This is a genomic window from Sphingomicrobium clamense, from assembly GCF_019264355.1.
Classification (GTDB): Bacteria; Pseudomonadota; Alphaproteobacteria; order Sphingomonadales; family Sphingomonadaceae; genus Sphingomicrobium; species Sphingomicrobium clamense.
Window position 1 is genome coordinate 1,943,669 of record NZ_JAHVAH010000001.1, and the last position, 13,749, is coordinate 1,957,417.

The 13,749-nt window shown below is 65.2% G+C and carries 14 protein-coding genes; 8 read left to right on the forward strand and 6 right to left on the reverse strand.

The window, feature by feature from the left end; all coding sequences use genetic code 11:
• Positions 1–46 precede the first annotated feature (46 nt).
• Complete coding sequence (locus tag KTQ36_RS09970) at positions 47–1,045, forward strand: NADP-dependent oxidoreductase (protein WP_218633510.1); 999 nt, start codon at positions 47–49, stop codon at positions 1,043–1,045.
• Between the two features lie 2 nt (positions 1,046–1,047).
• Here KTQ36_RS09970 and KTQ36_RS09975 read toward each other — a convergent pair whose 3' ends face one another.
• Both KTQ36_RS09975 and ypfJ read right to left on the reverse strand, forming a co-directional pair.
• Positions 1,048–2,442, reverse strand: a complete 1,395-nt coding sequence (locus KTQ36_RS09975) for an APC family permease (protein WP_345777705.1) — start codon at positions 2,440–2,442, stop codon at positions 1,048–1,050.
• Positions 2,443–2,483: 41 nt separating this feature from the next.
• Positions 2,484–3,347, reverse strand: coding sequence for a KPN_02809 family neutral zinc metallopeptidase (gene ypfJ / locus KTQ36_RS09980; protein ID WP_218633512.1), 864 nt, complete (start codon positions 3,345–3,347; stop codon positions 2,484–2,486).
• 104 nt (positions 3,348–3,451) lie between these two features.
• Here ypfJ and KTQ36_RS09985 point away from each other — a divergent pair, with 104 nt between their 5' ends.
• The gene (locus KTQ36_RS09985; RefSeq protein ID WP_218633513.1) at positions 3,452–4,237 is read left to right on the forward strand and encodes a 3-hydroxybutyrate dehydrogenase; all 786 of its coding nucleotides are present in this window, start codon (positions 3,452–3,454) and stop codon (positions 4,235–4,237) included.
• Positions 4,238–4,247: 10 nt separating this feature from the next.
• A complete protein-coding gene (locus tag KTQ36_RS09990; RefSeq protein WP_218633514.1) occupies positions 4,248–4,868 on the forward strand; it encodes a DUF4893 domain-containing protein in 621 nt (206 codons plus the stop codon).
• Here KTQ36_RS09990 and KTQ36_RS09995 read toward each other — a convergent pair whose 3' ends face one another.
• Together KTQ36_RS09995 and KTQ36_RS10000 are read right to left on the reverse strand one after the other, a co-directional pair.
• On the reverse strand, positions 4,869–5,135 hold the full coding sequence (locus tag KTQ36_RS09995; protein ID WP_218633515.1) for a hypothetical protein: 267 nt from the start codon (positions 5,133–5,135) through the stop codon (positions 4,869–4,871).
• 92 nt (positions 5,136–5,227) lie between these two features.
• Positions 5,228–6,157, reverse strand: a complete 930-nt coding sequence (locus KTQ36_RS10000; protein WP_218633516.1) for an aldo/keto reductase — start codon at positions 6,155–6,157, stop codon at positions 5,228–5,230.
• 96 nt (positions 6,158–6,253) lie between these two features.
• Here KTQ36_RS10000 and prsK point away from each other — a divergent pair, with 96 nt between their 5' ends.
• From prsK to KTQ36_RS10015, 3 genes are read left to right on the forward strand one after another with little or no spacing between them, the layout of a single operon-like run.
• Positions 6,254–8,329, forward strand: coding sequence for an XrtA/PEP-CTERM system histidine kinase PrsK (gene prsK / locus KTQ36_RS10005; RefSeq protein ID WP_218633517.1), 2,076 nt, complete (start codon positions 6,254–6,256; stop codon positions 8,327–8,329).
• Positions 8,326–9,699: a PEP-CTERM-box response regulator transcription factor gene (gene prsR, locus KTQ36_RS10010; protein ID WP_218633518.1), complete on the forward strand. Its 1,374-nt coding sequence runs from the start codon at positions 8,326–8,328 to the stop codon at positions 9,697–9,699. The genes prsK and prsR overlap by 4 nt, the downstream gene beginning before the upstream one ends.
• 26 nt (positions 9,700–9,725) lie before the next feature.
• Entirely contained in the window at positions 9,726–10,541 is an 816-nt protein-coding gene (locus tag KTQ36_RS10015; protein ID WP_218633519.1) for a hypothetical protein, read from the forward strand.
• On the opposite strand, the gene KTQ36_RS10020 is transcribed toward KTQ36_RS10015, so the two are convergent.
• Positions 10,538–12,319, reverse strand: a complete 1,782-nt coding sequence (locus tag KTQ36_RS10020) for an ABC-F family ATP-binding cassette domain-containing protein (RefSeq protein WP_218633520.1) — start codon at positions 12,317–12,319, stop codon at positions 10,538–10,540. The genes KTQ36_RS10015 and KTQ36_RS10020 overlap by 4 nt on opposite strands.
• 69 nt (positions 12,320–12,388) lie before the next feature.
• On the opposite strand from KTQ36_RS10020, the gene KTQ36_RS10025 reads away from it, so the two are divergent.
• Positions 12,389–12,847, forward strand: a complete 459-nt coding sequence (locus KTQ36_RS10025) for a LuxR C-terminal-related transcriptional regulator (RefSeq protein ID WP_218633521.1) — start codon at positions 12,389–12,391, stop codon at positions 12,845–12,847.
• A 51-nt stretch (positions 12,848–12,898) separates the two neighbouring features.
• On the forward strand, positions 12,899–13,432 hold the full coding sequence (locus KTQ36_RS10030) for a DUF4199 domain-containing protein (RefSeq protein WP_218633522.1): 534 nt from the start codon (positions 12,899–12,901) through the stop codon (positions 13,430–13,432).
• 33 nt (positions 13,433–13,465) lie between these two features.
• Here the strand turns inward: KTQ36_RS10030 and KTQ36_RS10035 are convergent, their stop codons facing one another.
• Complete coding sequence (locus KTQ36_RS10035; RefSeq protein WP_218633523.1) at positions 13,466–13,747, reverse strand: ETC complex I subunit; 282 nt, start codon at positions 13,745–13,747, stop codon at positions 13,466–13,468.
• Positions 13,748–13,749: the final 2 nt, after the last annotated feature.

Genomic DNA, 13,749 nt, shown 5'->3' on the forward strand with positions numbered 1-13,749 from the left:
CCGCCAGCCGCGTAGGCCGGTGGCAATTCGAAACGGGAGACGAGATATGGCCAAAGCCTGGCACCTGATGCAGCGCCCGCAAGGGCTCCCTACCCATGATGATGTTGCGCTCAAGGACATCGAGCTCGCCCCACTCGAGGACGGCATGGTGCATGTGAAGAACGACTGGCTGTCGGTCGACCCTTATATGCGCGCGCGCATGGACGACACGGAAAGCTATTTCGACGCCTTCCAGCTCGACCGGCCGATGGACGGCGGCGCGGTCGGAACAGTCGTCGCTTCGAAAGCCGACGGCTTTGCGGAGGGCGACAAGGTCCTGACCTTTGCAGGCTGGCGCGACGAGGCGGTGCTTCCCGCCGCTGCGGTCAACAAGCTCCCCGATTTGGGCGTCGACCATTATCACTTCCTCGCCAATCTCGGCCTGACCGGCGGCACCGCCTGGTTCGGGCTGATGGACGTGGCCGAGGCCAAGGAAGGCGATGTCGTGTTCGTCTCCGCCGCGGCGGGCGCGGTCGGTAGCGCGGTCGTGCAGATCGCCAAGGCCAAAGGCATGACCGTCATCGGCTCGGCGGGCGGCGCCGACAAATGCGACTTCGTCAAAGGTCTCGGCGCCGATGCCTGCGTCGATTACAAGGCCGGTCCGATCCTCAAGGGGCTCAAGGCCGCGCTCAAGGAGCTCGGCCACAAGGGCATCGACGTCTATTTCGACAATGTCGGGCGCGACCATCTCGACGCCGCCTTTGTGGTCGCCAAGGATAATGCGCGCTTTGCCGAATGCGGGATGATCGACGGCTACAACCACGAAGATCCCTATGCTTATCGCTACATCATGTACGTGATCGGCAAGCGGCTGCAGTTGAAGGGCTTCATCTTCACCGATTTCCAGCCGCGCATGGGCGAATTCTACGCCGCCATGGGCCCGATGATCGCGGGCGGACAGGTGACCAGCAAGGAAACCGTCATGAACGGCCTCGACAGCACCTTCGACGCCTTCCTCGGCCTCTTCAGCGGCGCCAACACGGGCAAGATGCTGGTGAAGCTGTAGGGTTAGCTAGCCTTTCCCCGCTCGCGCGCCAGATAGTGGCCGATCGGCAGGCAGATCGCGACCAACCCGAGCATCACGGCCCCGCCGAAGAAATCGGACGTCACGAACAGCACCAGCAGCACCGCATCGAGCACCAGCACGGCGGCGGGAAGCCAAGGGTAGAGCCGCGCGCGATAGGGTCGCTCGAGATTCGGAAACTTGCGCCGCAATCCGAACAACGACGCTTGGTAGAGCACCAGGATCAGGATCGTCAGCGCCCCCATCAGGCGGAACAAGAAATCGAAGCCGCCGGTGAAGACCAACGCGATCATCAGCGCCATCGAGCACAGCAGTGCGACGTGAGGCGTGCCGCCGCGATTGACCTTGGTCACGACATTGGGGAACAGCCCGTCGCGGCCCAACCCGTAGATGATCCGCGGCATCACCATGACGCTGCTGTTCATGCAACTCGCGGCCAGCAGCAGCGCGCCGCCCGCCACGATCTTGCCCCCCGTCGCCCCGAAAATATTCTCCAGCGCCACCGCGACCGGCAGCTCGGATGCGCGCATCTGTTCGACCGGCAGGGCCGACAGCAGGCTCGCATTGACCAGGAAATAGACGCCGGTGATCGTCAACAACGACAGGAACAATCCGCGCGGCAGGTTGCGCGATGTGTTGACGTCTTCCTCGGAAAAATTGACCGGTGCAGTCCACCCGGCAAACGCGCCATAGACCAGCTGGTAGGCCGCCACGATCGCGAACAGGCCGAGGGGCTCGACCGTTTCGGTCAACGTGGATTGCGGGGCGGCGGGCTTGGTCGGCTCGACCAGGAAAATTATGGCGATAATCGCGAACAGGAAGCTCGCCTTGAGCAGGCTACCGATCAACTGGAAGGCCGCGCCTTCCTTCACCCCGAAATAGTTGAGCAGCATGGAGCCGAGCGCAACTCCGGTTGCCGTGATTGCGATATGGTCATTGGCCGCTGGCACGAGGAGCGCGAAGAATTCCGCCGAAACGACTGCCAACATCGCCGCGCCAGCGACATAAGAGAGCCAGTCGGTCCACCCGGCGAGCAGTCCGATGGCGTTCCCGAATGCCAGTCGCACCGGCACGAACAGCCCGCCAGCCTTGGGCACCGATGTCGCCAATTCCGACGCGGTATTGCGACCAGCATGCAGTGAACGCCGCCTAGGACCCAAAGGAGCAGCACCAGTTCCACCACCGGCAAGGCATCGAGCACCGCGCCCGGCGTTCGCATGATGCCCGCGCCGATCACCGCCCCGACCCCGATCGCAAGCGCGAAGGCGAGCCCGAGCACTCGGTGGAGTTTCCCGCGCGTGCGTCCGGTTGCGATGATCGTTGCCATGGCGTGTCCCCCTCAACGCGCGGGCGTGCTGCCGCGCGCGTGTTTCCAACACGCCTTACGAGGGAGTGATCTTAGGGCGCGTAGGCGCGAAAGCTAGCCCGAATAGTTGCAGGCCGCCGGATTGCCGGTGCTGAGGCCGCGGCGGAGGGCTTCCATGCGCTGGGCAGACGAGCCGTGGGTGAAGCTTTCGGGCTGGACACGGCGGCCGGCGTTGCGCTGGAGCGTGTCGTCGCCGATCGCTTCGGCGGCGCGCATGCCTTCTTCCAGGTCGCCTTCTTCCATCGCGCCGGTCTGCGCGGCCCACACGCCGGCATAGCAGTCGGCCTGTAGCTCGACGCCGACCTGGAGCTGGTTGCCCTGCGTCTGGCTGACGCGCTGCTGCTGGCGCTGCACGTTGGCGAGCGTACCTTCGAGATTTTGGACGTGGTGCCCGACCTCGTGTGCGATCACGTAACGCGCGGCAAAGTCGCCCGGCGCGCCGAACCGCTGGTGGAGCTCGTCAAAGAAATCGGGATCGATATAGATCGAATTGTCGCCCGGGCAGTAGAACGGTCCCATCACCGCCTGGCCGTAGCCGCAGGCCGTCTGCGTCCCGCTTGTGTAGGCGACAAGCTGCGGCTCCTGATAGGTCGCGCCAGCCTGCCGGAACAGCGCGGTCCAGACGTCATCGGTCGATTCCAGCGTGCCCGTCAGGAGCGCACGATCTTCGGCTGATAGCGTCGATTCGCCCGCACTACTGGCTCCTTGCGGAGCGCCGCCCAGCATCCCGCCGAGCCCGCCGGAAAGCGCGCAGTAGCCGAGCGCGAGGACGATGACGCCGACGATCCCGAACTTGGACGCGACGAAGCGGAACAGCAGCGCGAAGATGCCCGCCGACAGTCCGCCGCCGAGGCCGCCGCCCCCGCGCTGACCCGTCCGGTCCTGGAAATTATTGCTGTCGCGACCACCGATACGCATGCTTCGTCCCCTCTTGGATTGCCCCTTGGGAATGCTTGGGGACCCGAAACGGTTGCAATCGCGCGCCGCCCACGCGACACGATGCGCCAAAGGGAGAAGACCTGATGAAGCTTCAAGGGAAACGCGCGCTGGTCACCGGATCGACGTCGGGCATCGGCCTTGCAGTCGCCAAGGCGCTTGCCTCCGAGGGCGCGTCAATCATGCTCAACGGCTTCGGCGATGCCGACGAGATCGAGGCCATTCGCGCCGAAATCGAGGAGCTGGCGGACGCCCCCGCGCTCCACGACGGCGCCGATCTTTCCGACCCCGAACAGATCGATGCGATGGTCGGCCGCTGCACCTCCGAACTCGGCAGCCCGCACATCCTCGTCAACAATGCCGGCATCCAGCATGTCGCCCCCGTCGCCGAGTTCCCGGTCGACAAATGGGATGCGATCATGGCGGTCAACCTCTCGGCGGTTTTCCACACCACCCGCCTGTGCCTGCCCGCCATGCGCCAGAAAGGCTTCGGCCGCATTATCAATATCGCCAGCGCGCACAGCCTAGTCGCCTCGCCCAACAAGTCCGCCTATGTCGCGGCCAAGCACGGCGTCGCGGGCTTCTCCAAGACCGTTGCGCTCGAGGCAGCGACCGACGACGTCACGGTCAACTGCATCTCTCCGGGCTATGTCTGGACCCCGCTGGTCGAGGCGCAGATCCCCGACACGATGAAGGCCCGCGATATGACCCGCGACGAAGTCATGAACGACGTGCTTTTGAAGGCCCAGCCGACCAAGCGCTTCGTCACGGTCGAGGAAGTCGCCAGCCTTGCCGTCTATCTTTCGGGCGACGACGCAAAATCGATTACCGGCGCCAATCTCTCGATGGACGGCGGCTGGACCGCGCAATAGGGTGCGCCTCATGAGATGGCCTTTTCTCGCCTTTGCGCTCGTGCTTTCGGGATGCTCCCAGCTCCCCGGCCGCCCGCTGATCGACACGCTTGAGACACGCAACTGGCGCCAGGCCGCCACCGCTGCCGACCGCGATCGCATCGGAGACTGGCGGGAGACCTTCGTCGCCGCGCTCGCGGATGCGCGCGCGAACGGGCATGGCGACGACATCGACGCGCTAGGCGCGCTCGGTCAGCCCGATGCCGCGCTGCCCTACGCGCCGCCGGCACCCGGCGACTATCGCTGCCGCGTGATTAAGGTCGGGGCGAGGAGTGCCGGCATGCTCTCATATGTCGACTATCCCTATTTCAATTGCCGCATCCGCACCGAGCAGGACCTGTTGGGCTTCGCCAAGCTGACCGGTTCGCAGCGCCCGGTCGGGCTGATCTTCCCCGACGGCCAGCTACGCGCCGTCTTCCTCGGCACGCTGGTACTCGGCGACGAGCAACGCGCGATGCGCTACAGCGCCGACCCCGACCGCGACGTCGCGGGCGTGCTGCAAACAATCGAGGGTGGCCGCTACCGCCTGCTGCTCCCCGAACCGCGGTTCGAGAGCATGCTCGACATCATCGAGCTCGTCCCCGCGACCTGATCACTCCGCAGCCCACAGGTCGGCTTTCTCGTTGAGCGTCAGCTCGCGCAGCATGGCATCGACGCTCTTCGTGAGTTCGGGAAGGAAGGTCGGCTGGTGCCGCGCCCCGCGATAGGATTCCACCAGCAGGATCGCGTCGAGCAGGATCGGCACGACCAGCGCCTCGGGATCGTCCAGCGCGCCGAGCCCGTGTAGCTTGCGCAGCGCCTTTTCCCGCGCTTTTTCGGGATTTTCCATGGCCGCGGCCCTTCCGATAATCCAACCCATCCAACGATCCTTTCGCGCTCCACGATAGGTGGATCGCCCCCGGTCGCCTAACGCGCCGGGCGCAGCAGGACGGCGGCTCGCCGATAAGGCCGTTAACCGCTGGCTTGGTCGAGTTTCTGAATCTGCGCGTCGGTCAGCGACAGTTCCATCGCCACCGTCAACTCGCTCAGCTGCGCCAGGCTCGTCGCGCTCGCGATCGGTGCGGTCACCCGCTGCATCAGCCACGCCAGCGCAATGCTCGCGAGCGGCGCGCCCGTCTCGGCCGCAACCTCGTCCATCGCCTCGAGCACCTTGGGCCCCTTGCCCACGAGATAGCCAATATTGCGCATCCCGCGCGGGCTCTTGTCGAGATCGTCCTTCGAGCGATATTTGCCCGCGAGGAAGCCATTGGCGATGCCGTAATAGGGGAAGACCGAGAGCCCCGCTTCCTTCGCCGCGCCTTCCAACTCATCCTCGAACCGCGCCCGCTCGACCAGGTTGTACCAGGGCTGCAGCGCCTGCGGGTTTGCAAGCCCGTTTTCCTCGCACACCCGCATCGCCTCGGCGATCCGCGGCGCGGTGAAATTGCTCAGGCCGACGGCACGAATTTTGCCGGCCTTCACCAGCGCGTCATACGCCCCCATCGTCTCCTCGAGCGGCGTCGCGTCGTCATCCTTGTGCAGGTAATAAAGGTCGATCGTCTCGACCCCCAACCGCTCCAGCGACGCCTGGCACGCCGCCGCGACCGTGTCCGCGGCCAGCCCCGCCATCATCCCGACCTTGGTCGCGATCACCACCTCGTCGCGCTTGCCCGACTGCGCTAGCCACTTGCCGATGACGGTCTCGCTTTCACCCCCTGAATGACCCTCGACCCACGCCGAATAGACGTCGGCCGTGTCGATCATGTCGCCCCCGGCATCGACGAAGGCGTCCATCAGGCGAAAGCTGGTCGTCTCGTCGGCGGTCCATCCGAACACGTTTCCGCCTAGCGCGAGCGGCGCCACCATGATCCCGCTCGACCCGATTTCCCGCTTTTCCGCCATAATTTATCCGCCTCTCGGTAACGCTTCATTTGTAAAGTTTTGCGACAGTGCCACTATGTCGGTGATCTTTACACCCCTACGCAAAGGCACGCTGCGATGGACGCGCTGATCGCCTTCTGGACCCACGCGCTGGCGGCGGGGCTCTTTGCCGTGCTGGTCGGCTGGCAGCTGCACCTCGGCGTGAAAGGCAATGGCCAGCGCCTGCTCCTGTCGTCGCTGGCAATGACCTGCCTGTGGGCATGGGTCGTCGCGACCGAGCCGGGTTCGCCGCTCGCCATGGTCGCGGAAACTGCGCGCAACCTCGTCTGGATCGCCCTGCTCTACAGCATCGCGATGAGCGACGAGCATGCCGAGCGACAGAAGGGCGTGCGGCTCGTCTACGGCGCGGTCGCGGCGGTGCTCGGCCTGCAATTCCTCGCCGACACGCTGCCCCATGTCATGCCCCCCGACGCCTCGCTAGAGGCCGGGCTGGTCACGACCGCCGCCCTGCTGCGCATCACCGCGGCGGCGGGCGGGCTGGTGCTCGTCCACAACGTATACGGCCAGGCGGCGCCTGCCAGCCGCTCGGCCATCTCCTACGCCATGCTCGCCTTTGCGGCGCTGTGGGTCTTCGATCTCAACTATTACACCATCGCCTATCTCGGCTGGGACTGGACGCAGACCGTCTATGACTGGCGCGGGCTGGTCGTCGCGCTGACCGCCCCGCTGTTCGCGCTGGCCGTGCGTCGCAATTCGCTCTGGCGCATTCGCCTGTCGCGCGCCGCCACCTTCCAGTCGCTCTCCATCCTCGGCATCTGCGCCTATCTCGTCGTGATGGCGGTGCTGACCAGCGTGCTGCGCGAGGCGGACGGCGACTGGTCGACCAATGGCGCCATCGCCTTGCTCTCGGTTCTCACTGTCGGCGCCATCGCCATCCTGCCGTCGGCCCGCGCGCGCAGCTGGGCCAAGGTCAAGATCGCCAAGCATTTCTTCGAACATCGCTACGACTATCGCGCCGAATGGCTGCGCTTCGTCGACACGCTCGGCGGGACGCGCGAAGCGGGCAGCCTCGGCCAGCGCATCGCGCGCGCCTTTGCCGACATGCTCGAGGCACCGGGCGGCATCCTCATCGCCCGCGACCGTGACGACAATCTCGTCCAGGCTGCTGACTGGGGTTGGCCGGGCAGCACCCCGCCCATCGCCTCCGACGCCGATCTCGATGCACTGTGGGACCAGCTGTCCAAACAGGGCCATATCCTCGAACTCGATGCCATTCGCGGCGGTTGGGCCAAGGGGCCTTCGCTCCCCGTACCCCGCTGGATGAAGCAGGACGAGACGATCTGGGTCGGCATCCCGCTGATCCACGACCATCGCATGGTCGGGCTCGTCCTCGTTGCCGCGCCCGATTATCGCCGCCCGCTCGACTGGGAGGATTTCGATCTCCTGCGCACGGCCGGCCGTCAGGCCGCGTCCGCGCTGGCTGAGGCGCTGATGCAGGACGCGCTCGCCAAAGCCGAACGGTTCGACGAGTTCAATCGCCGCTTCGCCTTCATCCTGCACGACATCAAGAATCTGGTTAGCCAGCTCTCGCTGGTCGCGCGCAATGCCGAACGCCATGCCGACAATCCCGAATTCCGCGCCGACATGGTCGCGACGATCAAGAGCTCGGTCGGAAAGATGAACGACCTGCTCGCACGCCTGAACAGCGAAAGCGGAGCAGCTTCCGAAAAGGTCGGCGCCGCGCCGCTCAAGGACGTGCTCGGCTTCGCCGTCGCGGCCAAGAATCGCGGCCACGAGGTCCGCCTGCTCGGCGATATCGATCGCTGGGTCCACGCCGATGCCCACGGGCTCGAACAGGCGGTCGGTCACTTGCTCCAGAATGCGGTCGACGCGAGCGATCCCGACCAGCCGGTCATCGTTCGGGTCGACGGCGACGGCGACGAGGTCACGATCGCAATCATCGACACCGGGCGCGGCATGGACGGCGAGTTCGTCCGCTCGCGCCTGTTCGAGCCCTTCGCCTCGACCAAGGACGGCGGCTTCGGAATCGGCGCCTACGAAGCCCGCGCGCTGATCGGCGCTATGCACGGTCGTCTCAGCGTCGAGAGCCGTCCCGGCCATGGCAGCAATTTCACCATTCACCTCAAGAAAGCGGCCCCCGAGGTCGCTCAGCCCACCAGGAAAAGCGCATGAGCAAATCCGATCTTCCCGTCCTACTCGTCGTCGAAGACGATGAAGGCCTGCAGCGTCAGCTGAAATGGGCTTATGAAGACTATCAGGTCGTCGCGGCCACCGACCGCAAGCAGGCGATCGAGATGCTCCGCCTTCACGAGCCCGCCGTCGTTACGCTCGACCTCGGCCTGCCGCCCGATCCCGACGGCACCACCGAAGGCTTCGCAACGCTCGAGGAAATCCTCGCGCTCAAGCCCGATACCAAGGTCATCGTCGCCTCGGGCCATGGCGCGCGAGAAAGCGCGTTGAAGGCGGTCGCGAGCGGCGCCTACGACTTCTATAAGAAACCGGTCGATATCGACGAGCTCGGCCACATCGTGAAGCGCGCCTTTCAGCTGCACGAGATCGAAAGCGAAAACCGTCGCCTCGAGGCTAGCGCGGGCGAGAGCCAGACCGTGCTTGGCTCGATCGTTTCGGCGTCGCCCGAGATGCTCAAGGTCGCGCACACCATCGAACGCGTCGCCTCTGCCGACGTCTCGGTCATGCTGCTGGGCGCAAGCGGCACGGGCAAGGAATTGCTCGCCCGCGCCGTCCATGACCAGAGCCCGCGCGCCAAGGGCGGGTTCGTCGCTATCAACTGCGCCGCAATCCCCGAAAACCTGCTCGAGGCCGAACTGTTCGGCTATGAACGCGGCGCGTTCACCGGCGCGGTCAAGACGACCGAAGGCAAGATCGAACAGGCGCAGGGCGGGACGCTCTTTCTCGACGAAGTCGGCGACATCCCCCTGCCCCTCCAGGTCAAATTGCTGCGCTTCCTCCAGGAACGCGTCATCGAACGCATTGGCGGGCGTAAGGCGATCGAGGTCGATACGCGCATCGTCTGCGCCACCCACCAGGACCTCGACGCGATGACCGCCGACGGCAGCTTCCGCGAAGACCTCTATTACCGCCTCGCCGAGATCGTCGTGCCGATCCCGCCATTGGCGCAACGCACCGGCGATGCCGTCCTGCTCGCGCGGCATTTCGTCAACAAGTACGCCGCCGACCTCGGCCGCAAGGTCACCGGCCTTGCCCCCGACGCGGTCGAGGCGGTCGACGAACATCCCTGGCCCGGCAACGTGCGCGAACTCGAAAACCGCGTGAAGCGCGCGGTGATCATGGCCGACGGCAAGCTCGTCACCGCAGGCGATCTCGACCTCCAGTCGGGCGTCGACAGCGAGGGCGAAGCCACCCCGATCAACCTGCGCGCCGCGCGCGAGATCGCCGATCGAAAGGTGATTCAGCAGGCCCTGACCCGCACCGAGAATAACATCTCGGGCGCGGCCAAGCTGCTCGGGATCAGCCGCCCGACGCTTTACGACCTCATCAAGCAATATCAGCTCAGCGCCTGAGCCCGACCGACCATCGGAGAGACCAGATGACCATCCTTCAACGCCTCTCGAGCATCACGCTCATCATCAATTTCAAGACGGTGCTGATCTCGGCGCTCGCGATCGTCGCGACCTGGGCCAGCCTGCAGCTCGGGCTGGTTGCGGACTATCCGCTGACCATCATCTCGACCGCGGTGATCTTCCCGATCGTCTTCTCGATCGGTCATGCCTACAAGCGCCGCGAGGCCGCGCTCGACGATTATGGTGTCATGAAAGCGCATGGCCGTGCGCTCTATTTCGCCGCACGCGACTGGCTCGCGGAAACCAATCCGGCGCGCTTGCGCCAGATCGAGCAGACGATGGCCGACCTGCTCACCGCCTGCCGCGACATGTTCAAGGGCGACCGCGCCGACATGCGCGAGAACGAGAAACGCGTCTACGCTGCCTTCTCCGACCTCTCGCGCTTCGTGCGTGCCATGCGCGAGGACGGGCTCGCCTCGGGCGAATGCTCGCGCTGCAACCAATATGTCTCCAAGATGATCGTCGCGTTCGAAAGCGTGAAGCACATCTATCAGTATCGCACCCCGCGCACCCTGCGCGTGTTTAGCGACATCTTCATCATCATCCTGCCGCTCATTTACGGCCCCTATTTCGCCTACGAAGCGGTCGAATATGGTGCGCCCATGCTGACCTACGTGATGCCCATCCTGTTCGCGATCATTCTCACCGGGCTCGACAATATCCAGTCGCACCTCGAGGACCCGTTCGACCAGATCGGGGTCGACGACGTCGCCATCCATGCGGAGAAATTCGTCGAGTTGCTGGCTTGCGGTGAAGAGCCGGAGGCACGGCTCGCCGCCTAGGCCAGCGCCTCCGCCTTCTCGGCGACTTCCAGCCACCGCTCCTCGGCTGCATCCTTGTCGGCGCGCAGCTGCTCGAGCTTCTTGGTCAGCGCCGCGAAGCGGTCGGGATCCTTGGTGAACAGGTCGGGGTCGGCCATCGCGCCTTCCGCCTTCACGATCTCGCCCTCGATGCGCTCGATCTCGCCCGGCAGCCGGTCGAAGTCGCGCTGGTCCTTGTAGCTAAGCTTGGTCGCCTTGGTCGTCGGCGCCGCCTGCTTCTCGCCCTCTGGCTTCGCCTTCTTGGTCTCGACCCGGCGCTCCTTGCGCCGCTTGGCCCAGTCCTCATAACCACCCGCGACGATATCGACCTTGCCCGAACCATCGAGCCCCAGCGTCATCGTCACCGTGCGGTCGAGAAAGTCGCGGTCGTGGCTCACCAGCAGCACCGTGCCCTGATAGTCGCTGATCACCTCTTGCAGCAGGTCGAGCGTCTCCATGTCGAGATCGTTGGTCGGCTCATCGAGCACCAGCAAATTGCTCTCTCGCGCAAATTCGCGCGCCAAGAGCAGCCGGTGCCGCTCGCCCCCCGACAGCGTCCCGATCAGCGCATCGCTCAACCCCGGATCGAACAGGAATTCCTTGAGATACCCCTTGATGTGCTTTTTCGACCCCCGCACCTCGATCCAGTCGCCGCCCTCGGCCAGCACGTCGCGCACCTTCTTCTTCGGATCGAGCAGCTTCCTCTGCTGGTCGACCACGATCCCCGACAGCGTTTTGGCCAGCGTGACCGACCCCTCGTCCGGCGTAAGCTCACCCGTCAGCAGCTTCAGCAGCGTCGTCTTGCCCGCCCCGTTCGCGCCGACGATCCCGATCCGGTCGCCGCGCTGGATACGCAGTGAGAAATTGTCGATGATCGTGCGCTCGTCATAGCGCTTGGTGACCTCCTGCGCGTCGATCACCACCTTGGTCTTGGCGTCGTCCTTGGCGAGTCCCAGCGCCGCCTTGCCCTGCATCCCGATCATCGCCGCGCGCTGCTGGCGCAGCTCGAACAGTTTCCTCAGCCGCCCCTGGTTGCGCTTGCGCCTCGCGGTCACGCCCTTGTGCAGCCACTCGGTCTCCTGACGCAGCTTTTCGTCGAGCTTCTCTAGCTGGCGGCGATCCTCCTCGAGCACGTCCTCCATCCATTTCTCGAACCCGCCATAGCCGACCTCGGCGCGGCGCAGCGTCTTGCGGTCGAGCCACAGGCACGAGCGCGTCAGCCGCGACAGGAAGGTCCGGTCGTGCGAAATCACGATGAAAGCGCCGGTATAGCGCTGCAGCCAGCTTTCCAGCCAGTCGATCGCGGCGAGGTCGAGATGGTTGGTCGGCTCGTCAAGCAGCAACAAATCGGGCTCGAGCGCCAGCGCTCGCGCGATCGCCGCGCGCCGCCGCTCGCCCCCGCTCGCCGTCTTCGCGGGCCGCTCGAGATCGATCCCCATCTGGTCGGCGATCGCTTCGGCGGCATGCGCCTCGGGCGCGCCCTCGCCATCGGTGACCCAGTCGATCAGCCGCTCGTGCCCGCTCATGTCGGGATCCTGCTCGAGGATCACGACCTGCTTGCCCGGCACCAGCGTGCGCGACCCCTTGTCGAGCTCGACCTGGTCAGCGAGCATCCGGAACAGCGTCGTCTTGCCCGCCCCGTTGCGCCCGATCAGCGCCAGCCGGTCCTTGGGCCCCACATGCAGCGTGAGGTCCTCGAACAGCCAGCCTTCGCCCTGGTGGAGCCAGACATCTTCCAGTGAAAGGATCGGTGGAGCCATGGCGCGGCGCTGTAGCTTGGAGCCGCCCCGGCTAGCAAGCGGCATCGCTTTCTGGCAGCGTCGGGAGCCATGACGCGCACCATCCTCGTCTACGCAGGCCTCCTCGCGCTCGCCGCCTTCGTCCTCCAATGGCTCGATGCCCGCATGATGATGCGCAGCCTGTCGGGCGACCTCGTCACCGCGCTCGTCGCATTGGGCTTTGCCGCGCTCGGCCTGTGGACCGGCATCGCGCTGATGCAGCGTCGCCAGGCAGGTCCGGAACGCAACGAGGCGGCGATCCGCTCGCTCGGCCTGTCGACCCGCGAGGTCGAAGTGCTCGAACAGCTGGTCGCGGGCGGCTCGAACAAGGAAATCGCCCGCGCGCTCGCCATCTCGCCCAACACGGTCAAGACGCACCTTGCCCATCTTTACGAGAAACTAGGGGTCGACCGGCGCGCCGCCGCCGTCGCCGAGGCCCGCCGTCTCTCCTTGGTCGGCACCGGAAGAACGGGTGATTTTGGCCAAATCACCCATGTGGGCGATAGCTAGGCTGCTTTTCGTGTGACTAGTGGGAGGTCTTCCCGAACATTGGAGGACAAGATGCAGAAAACGATTCTCACCTACGGCCTGCTCGCAGGCATCACGATCGCGGTCTCGATGACGTTGGGCGGGCTGGCCGCCTCGGGCGACGGCTTCATGGTCCCCGAATGGGTCGGCTACCTGTTGATGCTCGTCGCGATGAGCTTCATCTTCATCGGCGTGAAACGGTATCGCGACGGCGAATTGGGCGGTGCCATCGGCTTCGCCCCCGCCTTCAAGCTGGGACTCGGCATCGCCCTCGTCGCCAGCCTGATCTACGTTGCCTCGTGGGAGCTCTATCTCGCGCAAACCGACTACAGCTTCGCGCAGGACTATATTGACGGCGCCATCGCCTCGCTCGAAGCGTCGGGGGCCAGCGCGGCCGACGTCGCTGCCAAGCGGGCGGAGATGGAAGGTGCGATGGCCAATTACGGCAATCCGCTCTACCGCCTGCCCATCACCTTCCTCGAAATCTTCCCCGTGGGGCTCGTCGTCTCGCTGGTCACCGCGCTGATCCTGCGCAACGCACGCGCCGTCCCCGCGCATACCGAGTAAACACTTGCAAGACCAAATAATTCGGTACTCAATCTAGCGGAAATTGTCGGCGTAAGCCTGCAGCTTGAGCGTGTGGCGCGGTGCCTTGACGAGGTGATAGTCGAACCCGTTCTTCTCGCAATAACGGATCGCTTCCTCGCACGTCTCGAACGTCAGCCGCACTTGCGTCTTCGTATCGCCCGATCCGGCCCAGCCCGTCAGCGGGTCCGGGTTCATCTTCTCTGAGCGTTCGAATTCGAGCGTCCAGCGGCCAGCCTGTGCTTTGCCCGACTGGGTGGTCTTGCGCTGCTGTTCGATGATGCGTGCGGTAGTCATGG

Bases quoted from the DNA above. Each gene is read 5' to 3' on its own strand.
- KTQ36_RS09970 (WP_218633510.1), top strand. From the start codon at position 47: ATGGCCAAAGCCTGGCACCTGATGCAGCGCCCGCAAGGGCTCCCTACC.
- ypfJ (WP_218633512.1), bottom strand. From the start codon at position 3,347: ATGCGTATCGGTGGTCGCGACAGCAATAATTTCCAGGACCGGACGGGT.
- KTQ36_RS09985 (WP_218633513.1), top strand. From the start codon at position 3,452: ATGAAGCTTCAAGGGAAACGCGCGCTGGTCACCGGATCGACGTCGGGC.
- KTQ36_RS09990 (WP_218633514.1), top strand. From the start codon at position 4,248: ATGAGATGGCCTTTTCTCGCCTTTGCGCTCGTGCTTTCGGGATGCTCC.
- KTQ36_RS09995 (WP_218633515.1), bottom strand. From the start codon at position 5,135: ATGGGTTGGATTATCGGAAGGGCCGCGGCCATGGAAAATCCCGAAAAA.
- KTQ36_RS10000 (WP_218633516.1), bottom strand. From the start codon at position 6,157: ATGGCGGAAAAGCGGGAAATCGGGTCGAGCGGGATCATGGTGGCGCCG.
- prsK (WP_218633517.1), top strand. From the start codon at position 6,254: ATGGACGCGCTGATCGCCTTCTGGACCCACGCGCTGGCGGCGGGGCTC.
- prsR (WP_218633518.1), top strand. From the start codon at position 8,326: ATGAGCAAATCCGATCTTCCCGTCCTACTCGTCGTCGAAGACGATGAA.
- KTQ36_RS10015 (WP_218633519.1), top strand. From the start codon at position 9,726: ATGACCATCCTTCAACGCCTCTCGAGCATCACGCTCATCATCAATTTC.
- KTQ36_RS10020 (WP_218633520.1), bottom strand. From the start codon at position 12,319: ATGGCTCCACCGATCCTTTCACTGGAAGATGTCTGGCTCCACCAGGGC.
- KTQ36_RS10025 (WP_218633521.1), top strand. From the start codon at position 12,389: ATGACGCGCACCATCCTCGTCTACGCAGGCCTCCTCGCGCTCGCCGCC.
- KTQ36_RS10030 (WP_218633522.1), top strand. From the start codon at position 12,899: ATGCAGAAAACGATTCTCACCTACGGCCTGCTCGCAGGCATCACGATC.
- KTQ36_RS10035 (WP_218633523.1), bottom strand. From the start codon at position 13,747: ATGACTACCGCACGCATCATCGAACAGCAGCGCAAGACCACCCAGTCG.